The 22,449-nt window shown below is 71.1% G+C and carries 22 protein-coding genes and 1 tRNA gene; 11 read left to right on the forward strand and 12 right to left on the reverse strand.

What is annotated here, in order from left to right; translation table 11 throughout:
- From H9L21_RS01630 to H9L21_RS01655, 6 genes are all read right to left on the reverse strand, one after another.
- Positions 1-1,257, reverse strand: a complete 1,257-nt coding sequence (locus tag H9L21_RS01630; RefSeq protein ID WP_154595949.1) for a DUF1501 domain-containing protein — start codon at positions 1,255-1,257, stop codon at positions 1-3.
- Positions 1,254-2,714 carry a DUF1800 domain-containing protein gene (locus tag H9L21_RS01635; RefSeq protein WP_154595948.1) on the reverse strand — a complete coding sequence of 487 codons (1,461 nt, stop codon included), beginning with the start codon at positions 2,712-2,714 and terminating at the stop codon, positions 1,254-1,256. The genes H9L21_RS01630 and H9L21_RS01635 overlap by 4 nt, the downstream gene beginning before the upstream one ends.
- Positions 2,714-3,670 (reverse strand): hypothetical protein, encoded by a 957-nt coding sequence (locus tag H9L21_RS01640; RefSeq protein ID WP_154595947.1) that lies wholly within the window; start codon positions 3,668-3,670, stop codon positions 2,714-2,716. Before H9L21_RS01640 ends, H9L21_RS01635 begins: the two co-directional genes overlap by 1 nt.
- Positions 3,671-3,769: 99 nt before the next feature.
- Complete coding sequence (locus H9L21_RS01645) at positions 3,770-4,621, reverse strand: DivIVA domain-containing protein (protein ID WP_154595946.1); 852 nt, start codon at positions 4,619-4,621, stop codon at positions 3,770-3,772.
- A 64-nt stretch (positions 4,622-4,685) separates the two neighbouring features.
- Entirely contained in the window at positions 4,686-5,546 is an 861-nt protein-coding gene (locus H9L21_RS01650) for a DivIVA domain-containing protein (RefSeq protein ID WP_154595945.1), read from the reverse strand.
- On the reverse strand, positions 5,543-6,964 hold the full coding sequence (locus tag H9L21_RS01655) for a hypothetical protein (protein WP_154595944.1): 1,422 nt from the start codon (positions 6,962-6,964) through the stop codon (positions 5,543-5,545). The genes H9L21_RS01650 and H9L21_RS01655 overlap by 4 nt, the downstream gene beginning before the upstream one ends.
- 171 nt (positions 6,965-7,135) lie before the next feature.
- On the opposite strand from H9L21_RS01655, the gene H9L21_RS01660 reads away from it, so the two are divergent.
- The 3 genes from H9L21_RS01660 to H9L21_RS01670 all read left to right on the forward strand — a co-directional run bounded on the left by H9L21_RS01660 (position 7,136) and on the right by H9L21_RS01670 (position 9,413).
- Complete coding sequence (locus H9L21_RS01660) at positions 7,136-7,690, forward strand: hypothetical protein (RefSeq protein ID WP_154595943.1); 555 nt, start codon at positions 7,136-7,138, stop codon at positions 7,688-7,690.
- 127 nt (positions 7,691-7,817) lie between these two features.
- Positions 7,818-8,849: an NADP-dependent oxidoreductase gene (locus H9L21_RS01665; RefSeq protein WP_187411697.1), complete on the forward strand. Its 1,032-nt coding sequence runs from the start codon at positions 7,818-7,820 to the stop codon at positions 8,847-8,849.
- 75 nt (positions 8,850-8,924) lie between these two features.
- Entirely contained in the window at positions 8,925-9,413 is a 489-nt protein-coding gene (locus H9L21_RS01670; protein ID WP_154595941.1) for a GNAT family N-acetyltransferase, read from the forward strand.
- Positions 9,414-9,523: 110 nt separating this feature from the next.
- Here H9L21_RS01670 and H9L21_RS01675 read toward each other — a convergent pair.
- The 3 genes from H9L21_RS01675 to glnT all read right to left on the reverse strand — a co-directional run bounded on the left by H9L21_RS01675 (position 9,524) and on the right by glnT (position 12,032).
- Positions 9,524-9,596: transfer RNA gene (locus H9L21_RS01675), tRNA-Lys, on the reverse strand.
- A gap of 49 nt (positions 9,597-9,645) precedes the next feature.
- Entirely contained in the window at positions 9,646-10,650 is a 1,005-nt protein-coding gene (locus H9L21_RS01680; protein WP_154595940.1) for an alpha/beta fold hydrolase, read from the reverse strand.
- A 2-nt stretch (positions 10,651-10,652) separates the two neighbouring features.
- Positions 10,653-12,032 carry a type III glutamate--ammonia ligase gene (gene glnT, locus H9L21_RS01685; protein WP_154595939.1) on the reverse strand — a complete coding sequence of 460 codons (1,380 nt, stop codon included), beginning with the start codon at positions 12,030-12,032 and terminating at the stop codon, positions 10,653-10,655.
- 121 nt (positions 12,033-12,153) lie between these two features.
- Between glnT and H9L21_RS01690 the strand changes: the two genes are divergently transcribed.
- Together H9L21_RS01690 and H9L21_RS01695 are read left to right on the forward strand one after the other, a co-directional pair.
- Positions 12,154-12,861 (forward strand): TetR/AcrR family transcriptional regulator, encoded by a 708-nt coding sequence (locus H9L21_RS01690; protein ID WP_154595938.1) that lies wholly within the window; start codon positions 12,154-12,156, stop codon positions 12,859-12,861.
- Positions 12,862-12,980: 119 nt separating this feature from the next.
- Positions 12,981-14,288: an ammonium transporter gene (locus H9L21_RS01695; RefSeq protein WP_154595937.1), complete on the forward strand. Its 1,308-nt coding sequence runs from the start codon at positions 12,981-12,983 to the stop codon at positions 14,286-14,288.
- Between the two features lie 60 nt (positions 14,289-14,348).
- Here the strand turns inward: H9L21_RS01695 and H9L21_RS01700 are convergent, their stop codons facing one another.
- The gene (locus H9L21_RS01700) at positions 14,349-15,821 is read right to left on the reverse strand and encodes a polysaccharide pyruvyl transferase family protein (RefSeq protein ID WP_154595936.1); all 1,473 of its coding nucleotides are present in this window, start codon (positions 15,819-15,821) and stop codon (positions 14,349-14,351) included.
- Between the two features lie 143 nt (positions 15,822-15,964).
- Between H9L21_RS01700 and H9L21_RS01705 the strand changes: the two genes are divergently transcribed.
- Genes H9L21_RS01705 through H9L21_RS01720 form a run of 4 tightly spaced genes read left to right on the forward strand, consistent with a single transcriptional unit; the run spans position 15,965 to position 18,865 of the window.
- Positions 15,965-16,822 carry a Rossmann-like and DUF2520 domain-containing protein gene (locus H9L21_RS01705; protein WP_154595935.1) on the forward strand — a complete coding sequence of 286 codons (858 nt, stop codon included), beginning with the start codon at positions 15,965-15,967 and terminating at the stop codon, positions 16,820-16,822.
- Positions 16,822-17,670: a pantoate--beta-alanine ligase gene (panC, locus tag H9L21_RS01710; protein ID WP_154595934.1), complete on the forward strand. Its 849-nt coding sequence runs from the start codon at positions 16,822-16,824 to the stop codon at positions 17,668-17,670. The genes H9L21_RS01705 and panC overlap by 1 nt, the downstream gene beginning before the upstream one ends.
- 5 nt (positions 17,671-17,675) lie before the next feature.
- A complete protein-coding gene (gene panD / locus H9L21_RS01715) occupies positions 17,676-18,092 on the forward strand; it encodes an aspartate 1-decarboxylase (RefSeq protein ID WP_154595933.1) in 417 nt (138 codons plus the stop codon).
- Complete coding sequence (locus tag H9L21_RS01720) at positions 18,089-18,865, forward strand: type III pantothenate kinase (RefSeq protein WP_187411698.1); 777 nt, start codon at positions 18,089-18,091, stop codon at positions 18,863-18,865. Before panD ends, H9L21_RS01720 begins: the two co-directional genes overlap by 4 nt.
- Positions 18,866-18,900: 35 nt before the next feature.
- Here H9L21_RS01720 and H9L21_RS01725 read toward each other — a convergent pair whose 3' ends face one another.
- Both H9L21_RS01725 and H9L21_RS01730 read right to left on the reverse strand, forming a co-directional pair.
- Complete coding sequence (locus H9L21_RS01725; protein ID WP_187411699.1) at positions 18,901-19,662, reverse strand: glycerophosphodiester phosphodiesterase; 762 nt, start codon at positions 19,660-19,662, stop codon at positions 18,901-18,903.
- 74 nt (positions 19,663-19,736) lie between these two features.
- The gene (locus tag H9L21_RS01730; RefSeq protein ID WP_154595931.1) at positions 19,737-21,299 is read right to left on the reverse strand and encodes an MFS transporter; all 1,563 of its coding nucleotides are present in this window, start codon (positions 21,297-21,299) and stop codon (positions 19,737-19,739) included.
- A gap of 65 nt (positions 21,300-21,364) precedes the next feature.
- On the opposite strand from H9L21_RS01730, the gene H9L21_RS01735 reads away from it, so the two are divergent.
- Entirely contained in the window at positions 21,365-21,823 is a 459-nt protein-coding gene (locus tag H9L21_RS01735) for a MarR family winged helix-turn-helix transcriptional regulator (protein ID WP_154595930.1), read from the forward strand.
- 28 nt (positions 21,824-21,851) lie between these two features.
- On the forward strand, positions 21,852-22,421 hold the full coding sequence (locus H9L21_RS01740; protein WP_154595929.1) for a 1-acyl-sn-glycerol-3-phosphate acyltransferase: 570 nt from the start codon (positions 21,852-21,854) through the stop codon (positions 22,419-22,421).
- Positions 22,422-22,449 lie beyond the last annotated feature (28 nt).

Below are 22,449 nucleotides of genomic sequence, written 5' to 3' on the forward strand. Positions count from 1 at the left end.
TCAGTAGGGCGACATGAAGCCCAGCGACGTGTGCGTCAGGCCCGGGAACACGGTGCCGACACCCACCTCGGGGAAGCGCGTCCGCAGGATCTCGGCCAACACGCTGCGGTAGTCGGTGGTCACCGCCAGGTCTCCGTCGACCTGCTTGCCGGCCGAGAGCGTCGGCCAGTTCGCGTAGTACCCGCCCTTGACGCCCGCGCCGAAGGCGAAGACGGCGTTGCCGTAGCCGTGGTCGAGTCCGGCGGCGCCGTTCTGGCCCAGCCGGCGGCCGAACTCGCTGAGCGTCACGATGGTCACCCGCGACGCATGGGTGCCCAGGTCGGTCAGGAACGCCGCGATGCACTTCGACATCTGCTCGATCTGGTTGCTGATCCGCCACGTGATGTCGACGTGGTGGTCCCAGCCGCCGAAGTCGACCGCGATGGCACGCACGCCGACCCCGGCCCTGATCAGGGCCGCCGAGCTGGCCAGGGCCTTGCCGAGCTCGTTGTGCTGGGGATAGACGGCCCCGTGCTGCGGACCCTTTTTCTCCTCGGCCGCGATCATGCCGGCGCGCTTGTCGAGGGCCAGCGCCTCCTGGCCCGCGCGGCCGATCACGGTGCCGGCGTCGCGGTACATCGTCGAGAGCATCGACCGCAGCCGAGGGCCGAGATCCTGGTGGTCGGCCCACGGAGCCGACAGCGAGGTGAAGTCCGACGTCGCGAAGGACGGCTCGGGTCCGATCAGCGACGTGGGCATGACGGTCGACCCGACCTGGATGCCGTCGAACACGTCGTTGGAGGTGAAGCAGCCGATGACGCGGTTGAGCCAGCCGATGCGCTCGGACGATCCGGGATCGGCGTCCTCGACCAGCTCCATCGCCTCGAAGTGCGAGCGGTTCGGCGTGGGCAGCCCGACGGCGTGGATGGCCGCCATCTTCCCGCTGTTCCACAGTCCCTCGAGGGGCTTGAACGACGGGTGCAGCCCGAAGGTGGCGTCGGCGCCCATCAGCTGGGCCTTCTTCACGGCGATGTTCGGTCGGGCCGCGTAGTAGGCCGGCTCGGCGTGGGGGACCATCATCGACATGCCGTCCGCGCCGCCGCGCAGCGACAGCACGATGAGGATGTTGCCGTTCGTGGCGCCGTACGCGGTCGAGGCCAGCACGTCGCCGAACATCGAGGTCGTGACCCCCGCCATGGCGAGCAGGCCGGCCGACTTCAGTACATTGCGCCGGCTCACCCCGTAGTCGGCACAGGACGCGTCGTGTCCGTCGTTCATCGCAGCATCGCCTCCGGGGCGCTCAGGATCGCGGTGCGGACGAGGGTCAGCATCCAGGTCATGTGACCCTCGTTCCGCTCCCACTCGGCCTTGAAGACGTGCGACGGGGCCTTGCCCATCAGCGTCGCGACCCCGTCGACCGTCTCGGCGGTGGCTCGGCGGCCGGTCATCATGACCGCCTGGTGGTGCACGAGATCCTTCAGCGCGATCGGCCACACGGGCGGGACGAGATCGCGTGGCAGGGGGCGGGTCCCCTTCTTCACGGCGCCGTTGGTGTTCGCCATCCAGGAGCGCGCCGTCCATGCGCGCAGCAGCCGCGCGGGGGACAGGTACGTGTCGGACTGCTCGGGGGAGCCGTCGGGTCGCGGCCACTGGAACGGCGCCTGGCCGATCCAGCTGCACAGCCAGCTGAACGAATCCACATGGCTGTCGGGGCCTGCGCCGGTCGGCACGATGTCACAGGCGCGCTGGGTGGCCAGCACGTCCTCGGCGGGGGTGCGCGCCTTCTGGAACTTCGAGGCCAGGAATCCCGGGTCCCGCACGAGGGTGCGCAGGCACGCCGCGATGTCGCTGCCCGAGGACAGATACGTCGCGGCGACCGCGTCGACCGAGCTCTGGGGCGGCTCGTCGCGGATGAACCGCACGCACAGGCGCCGAGCGATCCGCGCGGCCGTCGCGGGCCGCATCGCGAGCCAGTCGAGGTAGGCGTTCAGTTCGGCACGGCCGTCGGCGGAGCCGTTCGTGAACGTCCTGCCCATCACGGTCACCGGGCCGACGTGGTGCCTGGCCGGGTCGTATCCGGCGGCGAAGTCCTGGTTCACGCCGACGGTGAACCCGGTCAACAACCGGGCCGAGCTCTTGACGTCGTCCTCGGTGTACCCCGCCGTCCGTCCGACGGTGTAGAGCTCGAGCAGCTCACGACCGAGGTTCTCGTTGATCTGTGTCCTGGTGTTGCGGTGGTTCGACAGGTAACCCGACATCGCCGGATGGGTCACCGCGGCACGCAGCAGTTCGCGGTAGGTCCCGAGGGCGTGCGGCCGGATGGCGTGGCTGTCGTAGTGCAGCCGCCACGGGAAGCTCGATCCCTCGCCGACCGGGATGTGCAGCAGGTTCGACCAGAAGTCGACCATCATCTCGTGCACCTGGTTCGTGGCGACCACACGCCGGGCCAGGGAGTACTTCACCAGGTCGTCGCCGTACTGCCACCCGCCGTACCGTTCGGCCTTGTTGTTCTCCCAAGCCGTGGCGGGGGAGTCCTTGAGCCGGGGGAACCAGTCCAGGACCGCGGCGGCCGCGGGGTCGGGGCCCGGCTTCAACTGGGCCGCGAACCAGGCGTCGACGCTGGTGTACCGCAGGACGTCGGCCTCGAGGCGCAGGTTGTACCCGTAGGTGAAGCGCCGGACGAGGTGTTGCGCCGCCTCGGACAGACGCGGCTGCGTCCCGGGCAGGGCGGGCATCAGCAGGCCCCCGACTTCGTCGTGGCGGAGGCGTCCGAGGAGACGAGCACCGTCAGGTACCGCGTGCCGCCTGCTGCGAACACCGCGACGCCGTACTCGAAGCCGGGTGCCCGGTGGCACGCGGACAGCAGGCGGCCGGTCTCGCCGTAGGGCGAGGCGAGCCACGTGTCGACGGCGAGGTCGACGGCCGCCGCCGTGGTGCCGGCGACGCCGATCGCGTGCGTGACGGCCTGGACGGTCCGGCCGGGGCAGGAGGCGGCGGGCAGGGGGCGTCCGGCCGCGCGGTGTGCCGCGGCGCCGGGGTCGACGGCGCGTTTCGTCGTGGCCATCCACCGCGCGTGGTCGCGGGCATACGTCGTCAGGCACGCTTCGGCGCCGAGGTCGCGGGCGCCCTGCACGTCGGCACGGGCGTACGTCGCGCGGGCCGCGCGGACGTCCGCGAGCAGGGCCTTCTCGTCCGCCGTGAGCACCGCCGGCCGCGAGGGCACGGTGCGCGGAACCTCGCGGACGGTCACCTTGACGGTCGTCGACTTCGCGGCGGCGTGGGTGTGCTTCCTGCCACCGGTCTGGTGCCGGATCCGGGGCGCCTGGGCCCGGTACGAGAACGTGCCGACGGTCGGCTTGAGCCGGATCGTCGTGGTGGCCCGGACGGTGCGCTTGGTGACGGTGCGCCACGCCTTGCGGGCGGGGTCCCACCGCTGCAGGCGCACCGCTCGGGGGTGCTTCGTGGAGGTGCGGAGCCGGAAGGACACGGTGGCACCGCGGGTGATCGTCTTCGGGGTGGCCGCCAGCCGCAGGGCGGGCTTCTTCGCCGCCGCGGGTCGCGCCAGCGAGGTGCGCTCGGCAGGTGCGGGGGAGTCGGAGCGCTCCTGCGCCACGACGACGGTCCCGCCGATCAGCACGGTCACGACGAGTCCCACCGCCAGGGTGGGGCCGATGTGACGAATGTGACCCATGGTCGAAATGATGACTCAGAGAGTGCCGAAAGGACAGCACAATCCGCAGATGCGAACGGCCCGCCCCCGAAGGGTGCGGGCCGCCGGATGTCGCGGGGGTCAGGACTGGTCGTTCGTGACCTCGAACAGCGAGCCCTGGGGCTCCTGCACGTCGTCGCCGGTGAGGTGCGCCAGAGCGCGGCGGACGTTGGCGAGCTGGGCGTTGATGCTCTCGCTGCGTCGCTCAATCTCGGCGACCTCCCGCTCGGCCTCCAGTCGGATCCGCTCGGCCTCCTGCTGTGCCTCGGCGACGATCGCGGTGGCCTGACGGTGCGCCTCGTCGGCCCGCTCGCGATCGAGGCGCTCGGCCTCGGTGCGCTCGGCCTCGGCCTTCGCCCGCCAGCCGGCCATCTCCTGCTCGTGCTCGGCCAGGACGCGCTGCTGCTCGGCGGTGATCCGGTCGAGCTCGGTCTGGGCGGCGCCCGTCACGGCGGCGGCCTTCTCGGCGGCCTCGCTCACGATGCGGGCGGCCTCCTGGTCGGCGGCGTCGCGCGTGGTCCGGGCGTACTCGTCGGCCTCGGTGCGGGTCGTGAGTGCGTACGCGTCGGCCTCGTCGCGGGTCGCCTGGGCGTAGTCGTCGGCCTCGGTGCGCGTCGCGACGGCGTAGGCGTCGGCCTCCTTGCGGAGCTTGCGGACCGCGTCGGCGGCGTCGGTGCGCTGGCGCTCGATCTCCTTGGCCGTCCTCTTGCGCAGCTCCGCCGACTCCTCCTCGGCGAGCGTGAGGATCTGGCCGACCCGATCCCCGAGGTGGGCGAAGTTCGGCTCGGTGACGGCGGCGAGCTTGTTCTCGACCTCGGTGATCTGGTTGCGCAGACCCTTCGCGTGCTCCTTCAAGGTGGCGATGTGGGCGTCGACCTCGGCGGGGTCGTAGCCACGGAGAACGGTCTTGAAGGAGGAAGTCGAGGAGCTCATGGTGTGACCATTGTTTCAGAGTGGACAAGGCCCGTGCACGGTGCGCCAGCCTCGCTCCAGCGTGTCACGAAGAGCGGGGTGATGTCTCCTCCGAGCGTGCCGGCGAGCCCGTCAGACTGCTCAACATCTGGCGCAGATTGGCCAGCTGGTCGTTGATGCTGTCGCGGCGCTGCATGGCGGCCGCCACCTCGCGCTCGGACTCGGCGCGGATGCGGTCGGCCGTCGACTTCGCGTCGTTGACCATCGTGGTGGCGCGGGCCTGGGCGTCCTCCAGGACCCGACGAGCCTCGCGTTCGGCGTCCGCCCGCTCGGCCACGGCCGCGGACTGCTGCTCGGTGACGCGGCGCTCGAGCTCCTCGAGCTTGGCCCGGTGCTCGATCTCGGCCTCCTGGAAGGAGTGCTCGGCGGCCTCGCGGCGCTGTGCCATCGCGATCTCGAAGTCGGCGTTGGCAGCGGCCGCCTTGGCGCGCTGCTGCTCGACCAGGACCTCGGCCTCCTGGCGCATGGTGGCGACCTCGCGCTCGGTCGCGTCGATCAGGTCGGCCGCGGTGGCACGGGCCTCCTGCAGTGCTCGTGCCGCATCAGCCTCGGCGTCGGACCGGGTGGCCTCGGCGTGCACCTCGGCCTCCTCGCGCAGCCGTCGGAGCTCGTGCTGGGTCGACGTGCGGGCGGCCTCGAGCTCGGCCTCGGCCGACGCGCGCAGCTCGGCGGCCTCGTCGCGTGCCAGGGAGAGGATCTGGATCATGCGCTCGCCCAGGTGCTCGAAGGAGGCGGGCTGGTCCGCGATCTCGGCGGCGGCCGGCGCGCTGTCGTTCTCGCGGCGCAACTGCTCGATCTGGTCCTCCAACTCGCTCAGGCGGCTCTGGACCTGGGCGGGATCGAAGCCCCGCAGGACGATGCGGAAGTCGGCGTGGGTCTCGGTCATGTGAAGGGGTTCTCCTCGTTGCGGTGGCGGTCGATGTCGCCGGCCGAGAGCACGGTGATCACGTCGGAAAGTCGGTTCAGCTCGTCGGCGGCCCGGTCGCGGGCGACCAGGACGTCGTCGGCCTCGGCGCGCGCCCGCTCGAGCACGTCGCGGGCCTCCTGCTTCAGCTGGGCCGCGCGCTCGCGCGCCTCGTCGAGCAGTCGCGTGGCCTCGTCGCGGCGCTCCTTGCTCTCGCGGAGGGCATGGCGCTGGGCGGAGAGGACCTCGTCGCTGACCCGCTCGCGCAGCAGACGGGCGCCCGACTCGGCCTCGGCGAGCCGCCGGGTGGCCCGCTCGTGGGTGGCGTCGGCCATCGCCTGCGCCTGGGCGCGGACCCGGGTGGCGTCCTGACCGGCCTCGACCAGGATGCGCTCGGCACGCTCCTGGGCGTCGGACAGCACGTCGTCGGCCGCGCCGGCCAGGTCGGCGGCGGCCGCCTCGGCCGCCGCGAGCTGGGCGGACAACCGGGTGCGGGCCCGCCCGATGATCTCGACGACCGAGACCCGCGTGCGGTGCAGCAGGGCCGCGGCCTCGCGATGGCCCTGCTGGCGCATCCGCTCGGTCTCGAGCTGTCCGTTGCTCAACAGCAGGTCGATCGTGGCGCGGGTCTCGTCGAGCTCGCCCCGTGCGGCCGCGATCGTCCGTTCGGACTCGGCCTTGGCGTCGGCCACCCGCGAGGCGGCCTCCTCGCGGGCACGCGCGAGCAGTTGCTCGGACTCGGCGCGCGCTCGGTCGGCCTCGTCGATCGCGGACTCCACGACCATCTCGGCATTGCGCTCGGCGGCCCGGGTGATCTCGAGGGTGTGCTGCTCGGCCTCGAGCACGATCCGCTCGACGTACTCCTCGGATTCCGCGGTCCGTCGCTCGGCGTCGCCCTCGGCCGTCGCGACGAGCTCGACGGCGCGTCGCTCGGCCCGATGGGTGACCTCGTCGGCCTTCTCGCGGGCCTCGGCCAACAGCCGGCCGGCCTCGACGGCGGACTCGGTGAGGATGGCGTCGGCGCGCTCGCGAGCGTCCGTCAGCAGGGCGAGTGCCTCCTGCTCGGAGGTCTCGCGCCGCTGCTCGGCGTCGCGGACCAGGATCGTGGCCTGCTCGCTGGCATCGGCGACGATCGTGGCGGCGTCCTCGGACGCGCGATCGAGCTGCTCGGTGACCGTGGAGAGCTGGGCCGAGGCGGTGTCGCGCACGTGGCGGGCGTCGTCGTACAGCAGTCGCGCCTCGGCCTGCAGTCGGCGCGCCTCGGTGGTCATCCGCTCGGCCTCGGCGGCGGCCGCGGCCTCCAGTTCGGCCGCCACCTGCTGGGCGTGCCGCAACAGGCCGGCGACACCGCGGGCCTGCTCGGTGGCGGGACCGGTCCCGGTGGTGTGCTCTGCCGACATGATGCGTCAGTCTCGCACGCGCCGGGGCCACTGATCGAGGGCTGAGACGGCCTTTTTCGCCCGGTGAGACAGGGTCTTCGTCACAGCCGGCGTCAGGACCCCGCTCCGCTCGACGGGCGAGGGCGCCCGCGCCGTTCTACGGTGGGGCCCGTGATGCGCAAAGTGATTCCTGTGATTCTGATGGCGGCTCTCGCGGCGGGGTGTGGCGGCGGTGACGGAGACGCTTCGTCCTCGTCCAAGCCCGACTCGAGCTCCAGTGAGTCGCCCGCGATCACGACGGGCCAGGAGGTCAGCGGCACCGGGTACACCTTCCGCGCACCCGAGGGTTGGGGCGACCCGCCCCAGGAGGTCCCGGGCATGCAGCTCGACAGTCTCGTGGTGGACCTCGGTGACGACGACGGGTTCAACGACAACCTCAACGTCCTGCTCTCGCCGGCAGGGCCCATGAAGGCGTCGCAGGCCGAGACCGCGGGCAAGAACGAGCTGACCGGCATCGGGGCGTCGGACGTGAAGGTGCACGACCGGACGGAGGTCGCGGGTCGCGAGACCGCCCACCTCTCGGCGGGCATGTCGTTGAACGACGCCGTCTACGAGATCGACCAGTACTACATCGCCGGCGAGGACCAGACGTACGTGGCGACCTTCTCGTTCAGCAAGACCGCCAGCGCCGACCAGCGACAGGCCGCCATCGACCACGTGCTGAACAGCTGGTCCTGGGCCGACTGAGGCCTGGGCCAGGGTGGGTCCCCGCCCGGCCGAGCGGACCGGCCGGGACGGGTCCCTACGATGGCTGGAGCCGGCTGACCGCGACGACGCGGGCCCGGACCACCGCCGCGAAGCGGCCACCCCGACCGTGAGGACGAGCATGACCACCACGACCCGCGAGATTCATCTGGCCCAGCGTCCCTCCGGCCTGCCGGGACCGGAGACCTACCGGTTCGTCGAGCGCGAGCTGCGTGAGCTGCGCGAGGGCGACGTGCTGGTCGAGAACATCGTCCTCACGGTCGACCCGTACATGCGGCCGCGGATGAACGACGTGAAGTCGTACGTCCCGCCGTTCAAGCTCGACCACGCGCTCGACGGCGGCGCCGTGGGCGTGGTCGTCGAGTCGCGGTCGGAGGCGCTGCCCGTGGGCACCGTCGTGAGCCACGGCCTGGGTTGGCGCGAGCACGCCGTCCTCGCGGACAAGTACGCCAAGAGGATCGAGTTGAACGGCCTGCCGTCCTCGTACTTCCTGGGCGTGCTCGGCATGCCGGGCATGACCGCCTACGCGGGCCTGTTCGACGTCGCGGCCTTCCAGCCCGGCGACTCCGTCTTCGTGTCGGCCGCAGCCGGCGCCGTGGGCAGCCTCGTGGGCCAGTTCGCCCGCCTCGGCGGCGCCGACCGCGTGGTCGGCAGTGCCGGCTCGGCCGAGAAGGTCGCCCTGCTGGTGGACGAGCTGAAGTTCGACGCCGCGATCAACTACCGCGACGGCGACGTGATGGGCCAGGTCGGCGCCGCGTTCCCCGACGGCTTCGACGTGTACTTCGACAACGTGGGCGGCGACCACCTGGAGGCGGCGCTCGAGCACATCAACGAGCGCGGCCGGATGGCGCTGTGCGGCTCGATCTCGGGATACAACGACCCGAACGCCAGCGGCCCGCGCAACATGTTCAAGGCCGTCGGCAAGCGCCTGACCATGCGCGGCTTCATCGTCAGCGACCACGAGCACCTGCGCCCCGAGTTCGAGCAGAAGGTGGGCCAGTGGCTCCGCGACGGCGACCTCGCCTACCGCGAGACCACCTGGAACGGCCTCGACGCGATGCCCGAGGCCTTCGCCGGCCTGCTCACCGGCGCCAACACCGGCAAGGCGATCGTGCGCCTGCGCGAGGATCCGGCGTCCTGACCTGCGCCAAGGACAGGCTCAGCGCATTCGCCGGTACCGGGAAATCGTCGCGAACCTCGAAGGAAACCCCAGCCCATGATTCAGATCGTTGCCTACGACCCGAAATATCGGGATGCGCTTTTGGAACTGTCGATCCGGGCATGGGAGCCCGTGTTCCCCATGCTCAAGAACGAAGTGTCGCCGTTCGTCTACCGGGCGTTCTACGTGAACGGGTGGCGCGAGCGGCAACGCACGGACCTCGCCGAGGTTTTGGACAATGAACCGGAGGGCATCGATGTGGCACTGGACGGCGACCGACCCGTGGGGTGGGTCAGCACACGCCTGCACCCGGAGGACAGCATGGGTGAGGTCTATGTCATCGTCGTCGATCCCGACTCCCAACGCCAGGGAGTCGCCCGCACGCTCATGGAGTGTTCTTTCGCTCGAGCACAGCAGGCCGGAATGACCATGGTGATGGTCGAAACCGGCGGCGACAGCGGCCACGCCCCGGCCCGCGCCGCATACGAGTCCATCGGCTTCGAGCGGTGGCCGGTCGCACGGTACTTCAAAGACCTCAGCGACTGAGCTCCAACCCAGACTCGACACCACCGACGACCCAGCGCAGACGGCGACGGACGCGAGGACCCTCGTGCAGGGCGACTCTTCGCATGCCTGTTTCCGTGAGACTGCTTGGGTGGGCCCCGTGGGACTCGAACCCACAACCCGCGGATTAAAAGTCCGCTGCTCTGCCAATTGAGCTAGAGGCCCCGCGCCGAGGCGCAGGGACCAGTCTGCCAGTCGCGACGGCGGTGCGGACTCACCCGTCGCCGAGCAGGTCCCGGACGGCCCGGGCGATGAACGCGGTCTCGGCCGCGCGCACGCCCGGACGTCCGGCGACGTGGCCGAGGTCGGACGCCAGCGGCCGCAGCTCGGCCCCCGGGACGAGGCTCGCCTCGACGGCGGAGTCCGCGACCGTGAAGTACAGGTCCGTCGTGGAGGGCATGACGATCGTGTGCGCCGACACCGCCGCCAGGGCGCTCTCGTATCCGCCTCGGTCCCGGCCGACGTCCCCGGACTGCCAGGTGTCCATCATGGCCAGCAGGTCGTTCGCGTCGCGGGCCGCGTGGTCCTGCGCCCAGTCCTCCAGCACGTGCTCGACGTCGGCGTAGCCCAGGTCGCGGAACGCGCCGTCGTGGAAGAAGTCGCGCGAGTACGCCCAGCCGGCGTAGCCGCGGCCGAACGCGCGCAGTCCCGCCACCGGCGGCTCGGCGTATTCACCGTCCGCGAAGGCCGGGTCCGCCCGCAGGGCCGCGCGGACGCCCTCGAGGAAGACGTGGTTGTGCGGAGAGCACCGCGCCGCGCCGCAGATCGGCAGCAGCGCGTCGACCCGGTCGGGGCGACTCGCCGCCCACTCGTACGCCTGCATCGCGCCCATCGACCAGCCCATGACGAGGCGCAGGCGGTCGATGCCGAGATGCTCCAGCAGCAGCGCCTGGGCGTCGACCTGGTCGGCGACCGTGACGGTGGGGAAGCGCGGACCCGCCCAGGGCTCCGGCGCGTTCGACGGCGAGGTCGAGACGCCGTTGCCGAGCATGTTCACGACCACGACGAACCAGCGATCGGTGTCGAGGACCCCGCCCGGGCCGATCCACGGCAGGTAGCTGTCGTGGGTGCCCGTGTAGTACGTCGGCACCAGCACGACGTTGTCCCGGTCGGGCGCGAGCGTCCCGTGCGTGACGTACGCGAGCTCGGCCCGCAGGCTCGCGCCGGACTCCAGGGGAAGGGAGTCCAGCGCGAGCCGCTGCGGCGCGGAGACGGTCATCCTCAGAAGAACCGCAGGTAGCGGTCGGTCTCCCAGGAGGAGACGTGCGACTGGTAGGACTCCCACTCGGCCCGCTTGAGGTCGATGAAGGAGTTGTAGAGCGCCTCGCCGAAGACCTCGCGCGACAGCGAGTCGGCCTGGAACTCGTCGATCGCCTCCGAGAGGTTGCGCGGCAGCATGTCGATGCCCAGCTCGGCGATCTGCGCGTCCGAGTACTCGTACATGTTCTCGCGGTGCGGTGCGCCCGGGTCGATCCGCTCGCGCACGCCCTCGAGGCCGGCGGCCAGGATCATCGCCGCACCGAGGTACGGGTTGCAGCTGATGTCGGCGGCCCGGCACTCGACGCGTCCGCCGGCGAGCGGGACGCGCAGCATGTTGGTGCGGTTGTTGTCGCCGTAGCTGACGAAGACGGGCGCCCAGGTCGAGCCGGACGTCGAGCCCTTGCGGACGAGGCGCTTGTAGCTGTTGACGGTCGGTGCGATGACCGCGCTGATCGCCTTCGCGTGGCGCAGAATGCCGCCGATGAAGTGATAGGCGATCTCCGAGACGCCCACCCCCTTGGTGTCGTCGCCCTGCTCGAAGAGGTTCGCGCCGGTGGCGAGGTCGGCGAGCGACATGTTGAAGTGCGCGCCCGATCCCGTGCGGTCGGCGAACGGCTTGGCCATGAAGGAGGCGAAGTGGCCGTGCTTGCGGGCGATCTCGCCGGCCATCAGGCGGAAGAACGTCACGCGGTCGGCCATGGTGAGGGCATCGGAGTACGTGAAGTCGATCTCGAACTGGCCGCGCGCGTCCTCGTGGTCGAACGAGTAGACGTCCCACCCCAGCTCGTCCATCGCCTCGACCAGCTCGGTCAGCCACGCGAAGTTGTCCAGTGTCGTGCTCAGGTCGTAACAGGGCTTCTCGGCGGTGTCGCGGTCCGAGACCTCCTCGATGCCGTCGGGACCGTCCTTGAGGATGAAGAACTCGGTCTCGATGCCGAGGTTGAAGCCCAGGCCCAGCTCGGCGGCCGCGTCGAGCTGGCGCTGCAGGATGTGGCGGGCGCCGGCCTCGTACGGCTGGCCCTCGGTGAAGAGGGTGGAGGGGTAGTAGACGACCTCGGGCTTCCACGGCAGGCGGAAGCCGCGGGCGAGGTCGGGGTGGGCCGAGACCTCCTCGTCGCTGATCTCCTGGGGGACGCCGTCGAGCGCCGCGCCGGTGAAGAGCTCGGAGCCGCCGGCCATCTGCGGCAGGTGCCCGATCGGGACGACCTTGCCCTTGAGGCGGCCGTGGACGTCGGTGAAGCCGGCCATCGCGTACCGCACGCCGGAGGCGGCGAGCTCGGCCTGGAGTGCGGTGACGTCGACGACCGGGGTGGTCGAGGGAGTCGTGTCGGTGGCGCTCATGGGATGTCCTCCTGCGATACGGTTTCAATGACTTATCGAAAGAGTGCCGACCGGATATTTCGATAGGGCATTGAAACTGTTGCCGGGAGGTTAACTTCGCCGGCCCGAGCCAGGAGGCGACATGACCGAGAGCTCCGGAGCAGCGACGCGATCGGTCGGGCGTCCGCGCCGCACGGGCACGGCGGGACAGGATCCGCGCCAGGAGATCCTCGATGCGGCGTCGCGGTTGTTCGTCGAGCGCGGTTACGCCGCCACCACGATGACCGAGGTCGCGCGCGCGGTCGGCCTGGGCCAGTCGTCGATGTACTACTGGTTCCGCTCCAAGGAGGACCTGCTCAAGGCGCTGGCCAGCGCCAACCGCGAGTCGCTCGAGGTGGCCGAGCGGCTGGCCGGCAGTGCGGTGCCGGCCGCCGTGCACCTCTATGCCGTGCTGCATGCCGACGTCCGCCAGATGTGCGGCGGCACGCTCGACTTCTACGACCTCGAGCGCGTCGCCCGGGCCCAGCCCGAGACGTTCGCCGAGATCCTCGACGACTACGGCCGGCTGCGTGCCGCGATCGAGCAGATCATCGGGGCCGGCATCGCGTCGGGCGAGTTCGCGCCGATGGACCCGCGGCTCGCGACGGTGGCCTGCCTCGCCCAGACCGAGGGTGTCCAGCACCGCTTCCGCACACCCACGCCCGACACGGCCGACCGGCCCTCCGCGCTGGGGGATCCGTCGGCCGCCGCGCGGCTCGCCGCGAGGACCGCCGTACGAGCCCTGCTGGCCGACCCGGCACAGCTGGCCGACGTGGAGCGCCGAGGGCTGGCGGAGCTCGTGGAGGATTAACGGGACGGAAACAGATTCGATGCGTCATTGAAAAGTGCGGCTCGCACTCTTTCAATGGCGCATCGAATTTCGTGTCGGTGCGTCAGCCCATCGCTCTGACCCACCGGAGGCGCACGCCCATGGACCCGACCAACGCCGCCAACACCGCTTGGCTCCTCACCGCGATCATCGCGGTGATCCTCATGCTGCCCGGACTCGTCCTCTTCTACGGCGGCATGGTCTCGCGCCGCACCACGACCAACATGATGATGATGGTCTTCGGGGCGTTCGCCCTGACCGCGTTCATCTGGGTGGCCTTCGGCTACTCCGCCGTCTTCGGGGACTCGGTGGGCGGCCTGGGTGTCATCGGCAACCCGTTCGAGCACGCCGGGCTCGGCTCGCTGCTGGTCGCGGAGGACGGACAGGCGCTCCCGCCGCTGGCACTGGCCACGATCCACCTGGGCTTCGCCGGCCTGACGATCGGCATCGTCGCCGGCGCCGCGGCCGACCGCATGAAGTTCGGCGCGTGGATGATCTTCGCCGCGATCTGGGTCGTGCTCTGCTACCTGCCGGTCGCGCACTGGACGTTCGCGTTCGACGGTGACGGGACGACGGGTGGCTGGCTGGCCAACGTGCTGGGCGCGGTCGACTACGCCGGCTCGACGCCGATCCACGTCAACTCCGGCATCGCCGCCCTGGCGCTGGCGATCGTGCTGGGGCGCCGTCGCACCTGGCCGGTCCAGCCCAAGGCGCACAACCTGCCGCTCGTGCTGGCCGGCGTCGGCCTGCTGCTGACCGGGTGGCTGGGCTTCGACGGCTCGGCGCTGGGCGCGGCCGACAACGACGCCGCTGTCGCGATCTTCAACACGCTCGCCGCCGCTTGCGCCGGAACGTGCGCCTGGCTCGTCGTCGAGAAGCTGCGTGACGGACACGCCACGACGCTCGGGGCGTGCTCGGGCGCGATCGCGGCCCTGGTGGCCATCACTCCCTCGTGCGGCACGGTGTCGCCGGTCGGCGCGCTCGGCGTCGGCTGCGTGGCGGGCGTCGTCTGCTACTTCGCGGTCAGCCTCAAGCAGCGGTTCGGGTACGACGACGCACTGGACGTCGTCGCGCTCCACCTCGTGGGCGGCATCGTCGGGGCGCTGCTGATCGGCCTGATCGGGCACCCCGACTCGCCGATCGGCGAGGCCGGCCTGCTCTACGGCGGCAGCATCGACCTGGTGGGCAAGCAGGCCGTCGCCCTGCTGGCGACGTGCGCCTGGACCTTCGTCCTGACGCTCGTGATCGCCACGGCCCTGCAGCGCACGATCGGCATCCGGGTCACCGAGGAGCAGGAGCGCGAGGGCCTCGACCGGTCCCTGCACGCCGAGAACGCGTACGAGGACTTCGGCGAGATGGCGCACCAGCCGCGCGGCCATGCCGAGCAGCAGCACTACCTCGAGGTCTGATCCCCGAGCAGCACCCACGAGCGCCCCGGACGTCGGCCGTCCGGGGCGCTCGTGCGCGGGTCAGCGGCTGAGCCGCCGGCGCAGTCTGCGGAAGACCCGCAGCGCGAAGCCGCGCAGGGTCGTCTGCTCCATGCGGTTGAGCCGCGCGCTGAGATCGTCGATCCGCTCCTGCTGTCGCTTCAGCTTCGCGTCACGCTGCTCACTCAACCGCGCGTGCCGCGTGCCGGCGCCCTGGTAGGTCGGGGTGTTGAACGGGTACTCGTACCGCTTCGGATGCCGGGTCAGGTCGATCACCGAGGCATGGCGCATCCACTCCAGGCGGGACGCGATCTCCGACAGGTCGGGTGCCGCCAGGGTGTGCACGGCGGGCGGGAACGACGCCTCGGCCAGGCGCGTGTCGAATTGCGTCGCGTCGCGGCCGGGCTGCCAGCGGTGCTCGAGGCCGTTGCGCTCCAGGAAGGCCGCGTAGCGGGAGAAGCGCTCGGGAATCGCCTCGTTGAAGGCGGCGAGGTCGGTGGCCTCGTACAGCTCCTCGACGCTGATCGGCGCGTCGAAGTGGGGCTGGAGCCGGTGCGGCATCCGGTGGTACTCGGCCAGCTCGAGGGTGCGCGAGTCGTGGGCCAGCATCAGAGCGGGCGTGCCGGCCAGCAGGGCGGCGACGTTGCCGTGGAAGCGTGTGCCGTACACGAAGTCCTGCTCGGCGAGGAAGTCGTACCAGGACCAGGTGTCGACGAAGAGCCGCATCCGATCCTGTTGGTAGAGCGGGTGCCGCAGGTGCGTGGGCACGAGCGGGTCGGTCACGTGCGGGTGTGGGACGCCCCACAGCAGCAGCCGCAGGTCGTGCTGGTCCTGCCCGACGTAGGTCAGGTTGGGGTGGTGCGCGGCCTGTTCGGTCGCGAAGGCACCGATGCCCGGCACCTCGGGGGTGAGGTTGAGGCCCAGCGGAGAGTCCGCTCCGAGCGACTCGACCTTCCGGTGCACCTGGTGGTCGGGCCCGTGCAGGAACAGCGACGGGCAGCCGATGACGTCGACCGCGTCGGCCGGGAATCCCAGGTGGACGAGGAAGTCGCGGGTGAACTCGCCGCGGACGCCGATCGAGGGCGAACGCTCGAGGACGGCCGCGACGAACCGCTGCGTCACGTCCCGCACGTCGGCCAGGGCGTCGAAGGACCGGTCGGCCGGGGCCTGGGCGCCGATGCCGATCACGGTCGTGGGGATCGTCAGCTGCTCGATCAACCGGGTCAGGTTCTCGAGCTTGTCGGCGAAGTCGGCCCGGAACGAGTTCGCCATCGGGATGACGAAGTGGTCGAACTCCTCGTTGATGCGCGCCGCGTCCTCGGGCGAGGCCGCGCGACGCTCGCTGAGGGTGGAGTTCGCGACCAGCTCGTGGGGCGCGACGTCGAGCGCCTTCCACACCGAGTGCTGGAAGAGGAAGTTGCCGCTGTTGGAGTTGAAGACGTCCTGCGTCAGCGTCGTCTCGGGTACGACTGCCGTGAACGGGTCCTTGCCCGCGCGGATCAGGATCCGAGCCATGTCGATCAGTGTGGCAGAGCCCCGGGTACCCGGATAGGCGTGTCGGTGGTCACACCCGATGGTGGCGGCGAGGATCGCGGGGGTACAGTGACGGCGTCACTTTGTCTGGTACCCGCTCGGGACTGGAACGAAAGGCAACACACATGTCGCACCCCAGCGTGGGTGTGGTCGGCGCCGGCCGTGTCGGTGCTGTCCTCGCCGCCCGACTCCAGCGAGCCGGACACCACCTCGTCGGCGTCAGCGGACGCTCGGCTGCCTCGCAGCTGCGCGTGCAGACGCTGCTGACCGACGTTCCCGTGCTCGAGCCCGCCGAGGTCGCGGCCCGCGCCGAGATCGTGATCCTGGCCGTCCCCGACGACCTGCTGGCGGACGTCGCCGCCGACCTGGCCCCCCACGTGGGCCCCGGTCAGCTCGTCGCTCACACCAGCGGTCGTCACGGCCTGGCCGTCCTGGAGCCCTTCACCCGGGTCGGCGCGCGAACCATGGCCCTGCACCCGGCGATGACGTTCACCGGCACCGAGGTCGACCTCGAGCGCGCCTGCGTCTTCGGCGTCACCGCCGAGCCGGGGGTCCGCGACGTCGCGGAGACCCTCGTGGCGGCCCTCGACGGCTCGGTCATGTGGATCGACGAGGCCGACCGGGCGACCTACCACGCCTCGCTCGCGCACGGTGCCAACCACCTGACCACGATCGTGACCCAGGCGATGGACCTGCTGCGCCAGATCGGTGCCGAGGACCCGGCCGCCGTGCTGCGCCCGCTGCTGACGGCCGCGCTCGACAACACGCTGGCCTACGGCGACGCGGCGCTGACCGGGCCGGTGGCCCGCGGCGACGTCGACACCGTCCGCGCTCACGTCGCGCAGCTGACCGACCCGTCCGTGCGGCGCACGTACGCGGCGCTGGCCACCGCCACCGCCGACCGGGCCGAGTCCACCGGCCGGATCGACACCGACACGGCCGACGCCGTCCGCACGGCCGTCATCCGCGAGAAGGTCCGCTGATGCCCACCGTCGTCCGCACCGCGGCCGAGCTCCGCGCCGCCACGGCCGGCGCCGGCACCGTGGCGCTCGTTCCCACGATGGGCGCCCTGCACGACGGCCACGCCAGCCTGATGCGCCACGCGCGCCCGCTGGCCGACACCCTCGTCGTCTCGATCTTCGTCAACCCCACGCAGTTCGCCCCGGGTGAGGATCTCGACGCCTACCCGCGCACCTTCGACGCCGATCTCGAGCGTTGCGAGGCCGAAGGGGTCGACGTCGTCTTCGCCCCGACCGTCGAGCAGATGTACCCGCACGGGCTCGACGAGATCATCACGGTCGATCCCGGCCCGCGCGCGACCATTCTCGAGGGGGCCCAGCGGCCCACCCACTTCCGCGGAGTCCTCACCGTCGTCGCCAAGCTGTTCGGGCTCGTGCGTCCGGACGTCGCGGTCTTCGGCGAGAAGGACTACCAGCAACTGAGCCTGATCCGGCTGATGGCGCGCGAGCTGTGCCTCGGCGTCGAGGTCGTCGGCTGCCCCACCGTCCGCGAGGACGACGGACTGGCCATGAGTTCGCGCAACCGCTACCTGGGCGCGTCCGACCGCGAGCGGGCCGCCGCGATCTCGTCCGCCCTGCGCGCCGGCGTCGACGCCGCCCCCGACGGCCCCGAGGCCGTCCTCCATGCCGCCGAGAAGGTGCTGGCCGACGCCGGCATCGACCCGGACTACCTCGTGCTCACCAGCCCCGACCTCGGACCGGCGGAGCCCGGCCGGGAGGCGCGGTTGCTGGTGGCCGCTCGAGTGGGCCAGCCGCGCCTGCTCGACAACTGCGCGATCCCGCTCGGGACCGCGAAGAACCAAGGGAAGTGACCCCGATGCTGCGCACCATGATGAAGTCCAAGATCCACCGCGCCACGGTGACCCAGGCCGACCTGCACTACGTCGGATCGGTGACCGTCGACGAGGACCTGCTCGATGCGTCCGACATCCTGCCCGGCGAGCTCGTGCACATCGTCGACGTCACGAACGGCGCCCGCCTCGAGACCTACACGATCGCCGGCCCGCGGGGCTCGGGCATCATCGGCATCAACGGCGCCGCGGCGCACCTCGTGCACCCCGACGACATCGTCATCCTCATCGCCTACGCGCAGGTCGACGACGCCGAGGCCCGCGAGCTGCAGCCCAGCGTCGTGTTCGTCGACGCCGACAACCGCATCGTCACCCTGGGTCACGACGCCGCCGAGGTCCCGGCGGACTCGGGTCTCAAGCGAGGCGACCTGGTGACCGTGTGACGCTCCTGGCGATCGACGCGGGGAACGCCGAGACCAGCATCGGGCTGTTCGACGGCGACGAGCTGGCCGCGGACTTCGTGGTGGCCTCCGACGAGCGCCGCACGTCCGACGAGTGGTTCCTGGTCGTCGACGGCTTCGTCCGTCGCGCCGGTCTGCCCGAGGTCGACGAGATCGCCATGTGCTGCACGGTGCCCGCGCTGCTCGTGGCGCTGCGCAAGGCCTACCGCCGGTACTACGCCGACGTGCCCGCGTGGGTCGTCGGCCCGGGGGTCAAGACCGGGGTGCCGATCCACACCGACAACCCGCGCGAGGTCGGCACCGACCGGGTCGTCAACGCGCTGGCCGCCAAGGAGCTCTACGGCGGTCCGGCGATCGTCGTCGACCTGACCGGCACGGCCACGGTCGTGGACGCGATCGACGCCGAGGGCCGGTACCTCGGCGGGGCGATCGCCCCGGGTGTCGAGGTCTCGCTGGAGGCCCTCGCGCGCCGCAGCGCCCAGCTGCGGAGCGTCGAGATCAGCACGCCGCGCGACGTGATCGGCAAGAACACCGTCGAGGCGCTGCAGTCGGGCACGGTGTTCGGTTTCGCCGGCCTCATCGACGCCATCGTCGAGCGGATGATCGACTCGCTGGGCGAGGATCCCGAGCACGTCTCGGTCATCGCGACCGGCAGTCACGCCGCCGTCGTCCTGAGCGAGTGCGAGACCATCACGGCCCGCAACCCCAAGCTCACCCTCGAGGGCCTGCGGCTCGTCGCCGCCCGCAACCGCTGAGCGGCCGTCCCCAGTCCCGAGATTTGCTCTGACTTCTACCTTTCAATCGGGTTGGAAGGTCGAATTGGGAGCAAATCTCGGGAGGGCAGGGCGGCTGCGACGTCGTTGGTCGTGACGGCGTCCACGCCCATGGCGCGCAGGCGCTCGATCTGACGCAGGTCGTCCACCGTCCAGGCGGTGACGGTCCCGCCGGCGCGGTGGACGCGCTCGACGAGGCGCTCGTCGACGCGGCGGGCGTTCACGTGGAACTCGTCGAACCGGCCCACGTCCTCGGCCGAGGGCTGACGCCGCGAGACCAGGCCGACCAGCGGGTGCACGGGCAGCGCCGCCTCGGCGAGGGAGCGGTCGAAGCTCATCAACGTCACGTCGGCGCGGCCGCCGAGCTCGTCGAGCACCGCGCGCACGTAGGCGCGCGGGTCGACCGGGGCCGGCTTGAGCTCGACGGCGAACCGCACGTCGGTGTCCCGGAATGCCTTCACCACGTCGCGCAGGGTCGGCACGGGGGTCCCGGCGAATGTCGGCGACTTCCAGCTGCCGGCGTCCAGCCGGGCCAGCTCGGCCAGCGTGAACCGCTGGACCGAGACCCCCACCTTCGAGCGCTGCACGTCACGCAGGTTCGTCGTGCGCATCGGGGACCGGTCGTGCATCAGGACGATCGAGCCGTCCGCCGTCGGCTGGACGTCGAACTCGACCCCGTGGGCGCCCAGTCGCGCGGCCTCGCGCAGCGCCGGCACGGTGTTCTCAGGGTGCGTGGCGCTCTGGCCACGATGGCCGTAGATCCGCAGGTCTCCACTCATGTCTCCACGGTGACTCGCGAACCTGACCATCAGGTAAACGCCACCTGTGTGTCTGCCCAATTCCACCCGACGGCTCAGGGGTGGCCGGCGCCGGTCTCGGCGGTCTCGACCAGGATCTCCTCGACCGTGTGGTGCCGGGGCTCACGCACCGCGACGACCACGAGGGCGGCGATCACGGCGCAGAACGCGGCGGCCACCCACAGGCCCAGGTGCATGCCGCCGACGAACGCACCGTTGATCGACGGCACGCCCTCGAACAGGACGCCCGCGGCTCCCGCCTCCGCGGCCTCGTCCGGCAGCCGCGCGGCGCCGACGGCGGGCGCGACCTGTCCCGCGACGATCGCCGAGAGCACGGCGGTGCCGATCGCGCCGCCGATCTGGATGCACGTGGTCTGGAAGCCACTGGCCACACCGGCCAGGTGCACGGGCGCGCCGCCGACGATCAGGTCCGCGCCCGAGGGGATCGCGAAGCCGGAGCCGAAGGCGATGACGACGAACGGCAGGGCCATCAGCAGGTAGGACGAGTCGAGGTCGACCAGGGTCAGCGCGGCCAGGCCGACCGCCATGAGGGCCAGGCCCAGGGCGGCGACGCGGCGCGGGCCGATCCGCGAGGTCAGCACGGCGCCCAGGGGAGCGGCCGGGATCGAGAAGGCGCTCATCGGCAGCATCATCAGGCCGGCCTTCGTGGTGCTGTTGCCCAGCGAGTTCATCAGGAACAGCGTGATGAGGAAGGTGACGCCCAAGATGGCGAAGAAGTTCGCCACGAAGACCAGGCCGCCCACGCTGACGCCGGAGGAGCGGAACAGGTCCAGCGGCAGCAGCGGCTCGGCCACGCGGCTCTCGACGATCACGAAGAGGGCCAGCAGAACGACCGAGGCGACCAGGACGCCGAGGGTGGTGGCGCTGCCCCAGCCCCACGCCTGCGCCTGCACGACTGCGAACACGATCCCGAAGAGGGCCAGGGCCAGCAGCACGATGCCCGGGTAGTCCAGCCGCCCGGACTTCTCGGTGGCCGTCTCGCGGATGAAGACCCCGGCGAAGACGATGCCGATGAGGGCGATCGGGGCGTTGATGTGGAAGACCCATTCCCAGCCGAGCTGCTCGACCAGGATGCCGCTGACCAGCGGACCGCCGGCGATCGCGACGGACGAGACGCCGCCCCAGATGCCGACGGCCATGCCGAACTGCTCACGCGGGAACGTGGCGCGCAGCAGGGCGATCGTCTGCGGCATGAGCATCGCGGCGCTCAGGCCCTGCAGGGCACGGAAGACCAGGACGCCCTCGACGCTGCCGGACAGGCCGATCGCGACGCTGGCGATGCCGAACAGCAGGACCCCGGTGACGTACATGCGCTTGCGGCCGAACCGGTCGCCGAGCTTGCCGCAGGGGATGAGGAAGACGGCCAGGGCCAGCAGGTAGGAGTTGATGATCCACTGCAGCTGGCCGAAGGTGGCGCCCAGATCGGCCTGGATCGCGGGGTTGGCGATGTGGACGACGGTGGAGTCCAACCCGACCATGAACAAGCCGAAGCACACGGCGACGAGGGTCAGGCCGGGCCGGCCCTGGCGGGACCTGCGGCGGGTGGTGGTGGTCGTCTCGTCCGGATCGGCGGACGAGTGGGGTGCAACGGGGTTCACGTGCGGGACTTCCTCGGACTATTGATTATGATTCGATAATCATAACTCGCCGGTAGGATGGCGGCATGTCCGGATCGAGTGGGCCCGATCACGCCCGGCTGGCTGCTCTGGCCGACGTGATCCATGACCTCGCGCACCAGCTCGACATCCGCAACCCGCAGTTGCGCGACGTGGTGCCCCTGACGGGAACCGAGATCGCGGTCATGCGCGAGATCCACCGTCAGCCGGGCTCGACGCCGAGCCAGATCGCCGCCGCGGCCGGCCTGCAGCGCAGCAACGTCAGCACCGCGGTGCGCATCCTGGAGGCGGGCGGACTCGTGGTGCGCGAGCAGGCCGAGGGCAATGCCCGGTCGGTTCGCCTGGTCCCCACCGAGAAGGCCGCCGAGAGCGTGGGCCGGATCCACGACTTCTGGGCGGCCCGGCTCGAGGTGGCGCCGACCGAGGCGCTCGAGATCGCCGACTCCGCGCTGGACGCCCTCGCCCGCATCGCCGACGCGCTGGGCCGGGCGGACCGCGCCGACTGATCTGCGGCCGGCGCGCTAGCCTCCCGGCATGAGGATCTTGCGCCTGATCGCCGACGTGTTCTGGTCCGTCAGCCGGTGGAACTTCCGTTCCGAGCCCGCACCGAAGGGCTCGGGCATCCTGCTCGCGGGGCCGCACACCTCCAACTGGGACTTCGTGCTGATGCTGGCCATCGCCTGGAAGTGCGGCTTCCGTCCGTACTTCCTGGGCAAGAAGGAGCTCTTCCGCGGTCCGGCCGGCCCGATCATGCGCGCCCTGGGCGGCATCGCGGTCGACCGCAAGAACCCCGTCGGCGTGGTCGACGACCTCATCGCGCGGGCCAAGGCCGGTGACGACTTCCAGGTCGTCATCACGCCCGAGGGCACGCGCGGCGGCGTCGAGCGCTGGAAGTCGGGCTTCTACCGCATCGCGATGGAGGGCGACCTGCCCGTGACGCTGGGGTACTGCGACAGCAAGACCATGACCGCCGGCCTCGGTCCCACGATCACGCTGACCGGCGACGTCAAGGCCGACATGGACGTCATGCGCGCCTTCTACGCGGACAAGTGGGGCGTCCGCCCCGAGCGCCGCGTCCTGCCGCGCCTGGCCGAGGAGGGCTGAGCACGGTCCCGGCCGGGCCTCGGTGGGG

The sequence above is a fragment of the Aeromicrobium senzhongii genome (assembly GCF_014334735.1).
Taxonomy (GTDB): domain Bacteria; phylum Actinomycetota; class Actinomycetes; order Propionibacteriales; family Nocardioidaceae; genus Aeromicrobium; species Aeromicrobium senzhongii.

Coding starts and splice junctions, on each gene's coding strand:
- H9L21_RS01630 (WP_154595949.1), bottom strand. CDS start 1,257: ATGAACGACGGACACGACGCGTCCTGTGCCGACTACGGGGTGAGCCGG.
- H9L21_RS01635 (WP_154595948.1), bottom strand. CDS start 2,714: ATGCCCGCCCTGCCCGGGACGCAGCCGCGTCTGTCCGAGGCGGCGCAA.
- H9L21_RS01640 (WP_154595947.1), bottom strand. CDS start 3,670: ATGGGTCACATTCGTCACATCGGCCCCACCCTGGCGGTGGGACTCGTC.
- H9L21_RS01645 (WP_154595946.1), bottom strand. CDS start 4,621: ATGAGCTCCTCGACTTCCTCCTTCAAGACCGTTCTCCGTGGCTACGAC.
- H9L21_RS01650 (WP_154595945.1), bottom strand. CDS start 5,546: ATGACCGAGACCCACGCCGACTTCCGCATCGTCCTGCGGGGCTTCGAT.
- H9L21_RS01655 (WP_154595944.1), bottom strand. CDS start 6,964: ATGTCGGCAGAGCACACCACCGGGACCGGTCCCGCCACCGAGCAGGCC.
- H9L21_RS01670 (WP_154595941.1), top strand. CDS start 8,925: ATGATTCAGATCGTTGCCTACGACCCGAAATATCGGGATGCGCTTTTG.
- H9L21_RS01680 (WP_154595940.1), bottom strand. CDS start 10,650: ATGACCGTCTCCGCGCCGCAGCGGCTCGCGCTGGACTCCCTTCCCCTG.
- glnT (WP_154595939.1), bottom strand. CDS start 12,032: ATGAGCGCCACCGACACGACTCCCTCGACCACCCCGGTCGTCGACGTC.
- H9L21_RS01690 (WP_154595938.1), top strand. CDS start 12,154: ATGACCGAGAGCTCCGGAGCAGCGACGCGATCGGTCGGGCGTCCGCGC.
- H9L21_RS01695 (WP_154595937.1), top strand. CDS start 12,981: ATGGACCCGACCAACGCCGCCAACACCGCTTGGCTCCTCACCGCGATC.
- H9L21_RS01700 (WP_154595936.1), bottom strand. CDS start 15,821: ATGGCTCGGATCCTGATCCGCGCGGGCAAGGACCCGTTCACGGCAGTC.
- H9L21_RS01705 (WP_154595935.1), top strand. CDS start 15,965: ATGTCGCACCCCAGCGTGGGTGTGGTCGGCGCCGGCCGTGTCGGTGCT.
- panC (WP_154595934.1), top strand. CDS start 16,822: ATGCCCACCGTCGTCCGCACCGCGGCCGAGCTCCGCGCCGCCACGGCC.
- panD (WP_154595933.1), top strand. CDS start 17,676: ATGCTGCGCACCATGATGAAGTCCAAGATCCACCGCGCCACGGTGACC.
- H9L21_RS01725 (WP_187411699.1), bottom strand. CDS start 19,662: ATGAGTGGAGACCTGCGGATCTACGGCCATCGTGGCCAGAGCGCCACG.
- H9L21_RS01735 (WP_154595930.1), top strand. CDS start 21,365: ATGTCCGGATCGAGTGGGCCCGATCACGCCCGGCTGGCTGCTCTGGCC.
- H9L21_RS01740 (WP_154595929.1), top strand. CDS start 21,852: ATGAGGATCTTGCGCCTGATCGCCGACGTGTTCTGGTCCGTCAGCCGG.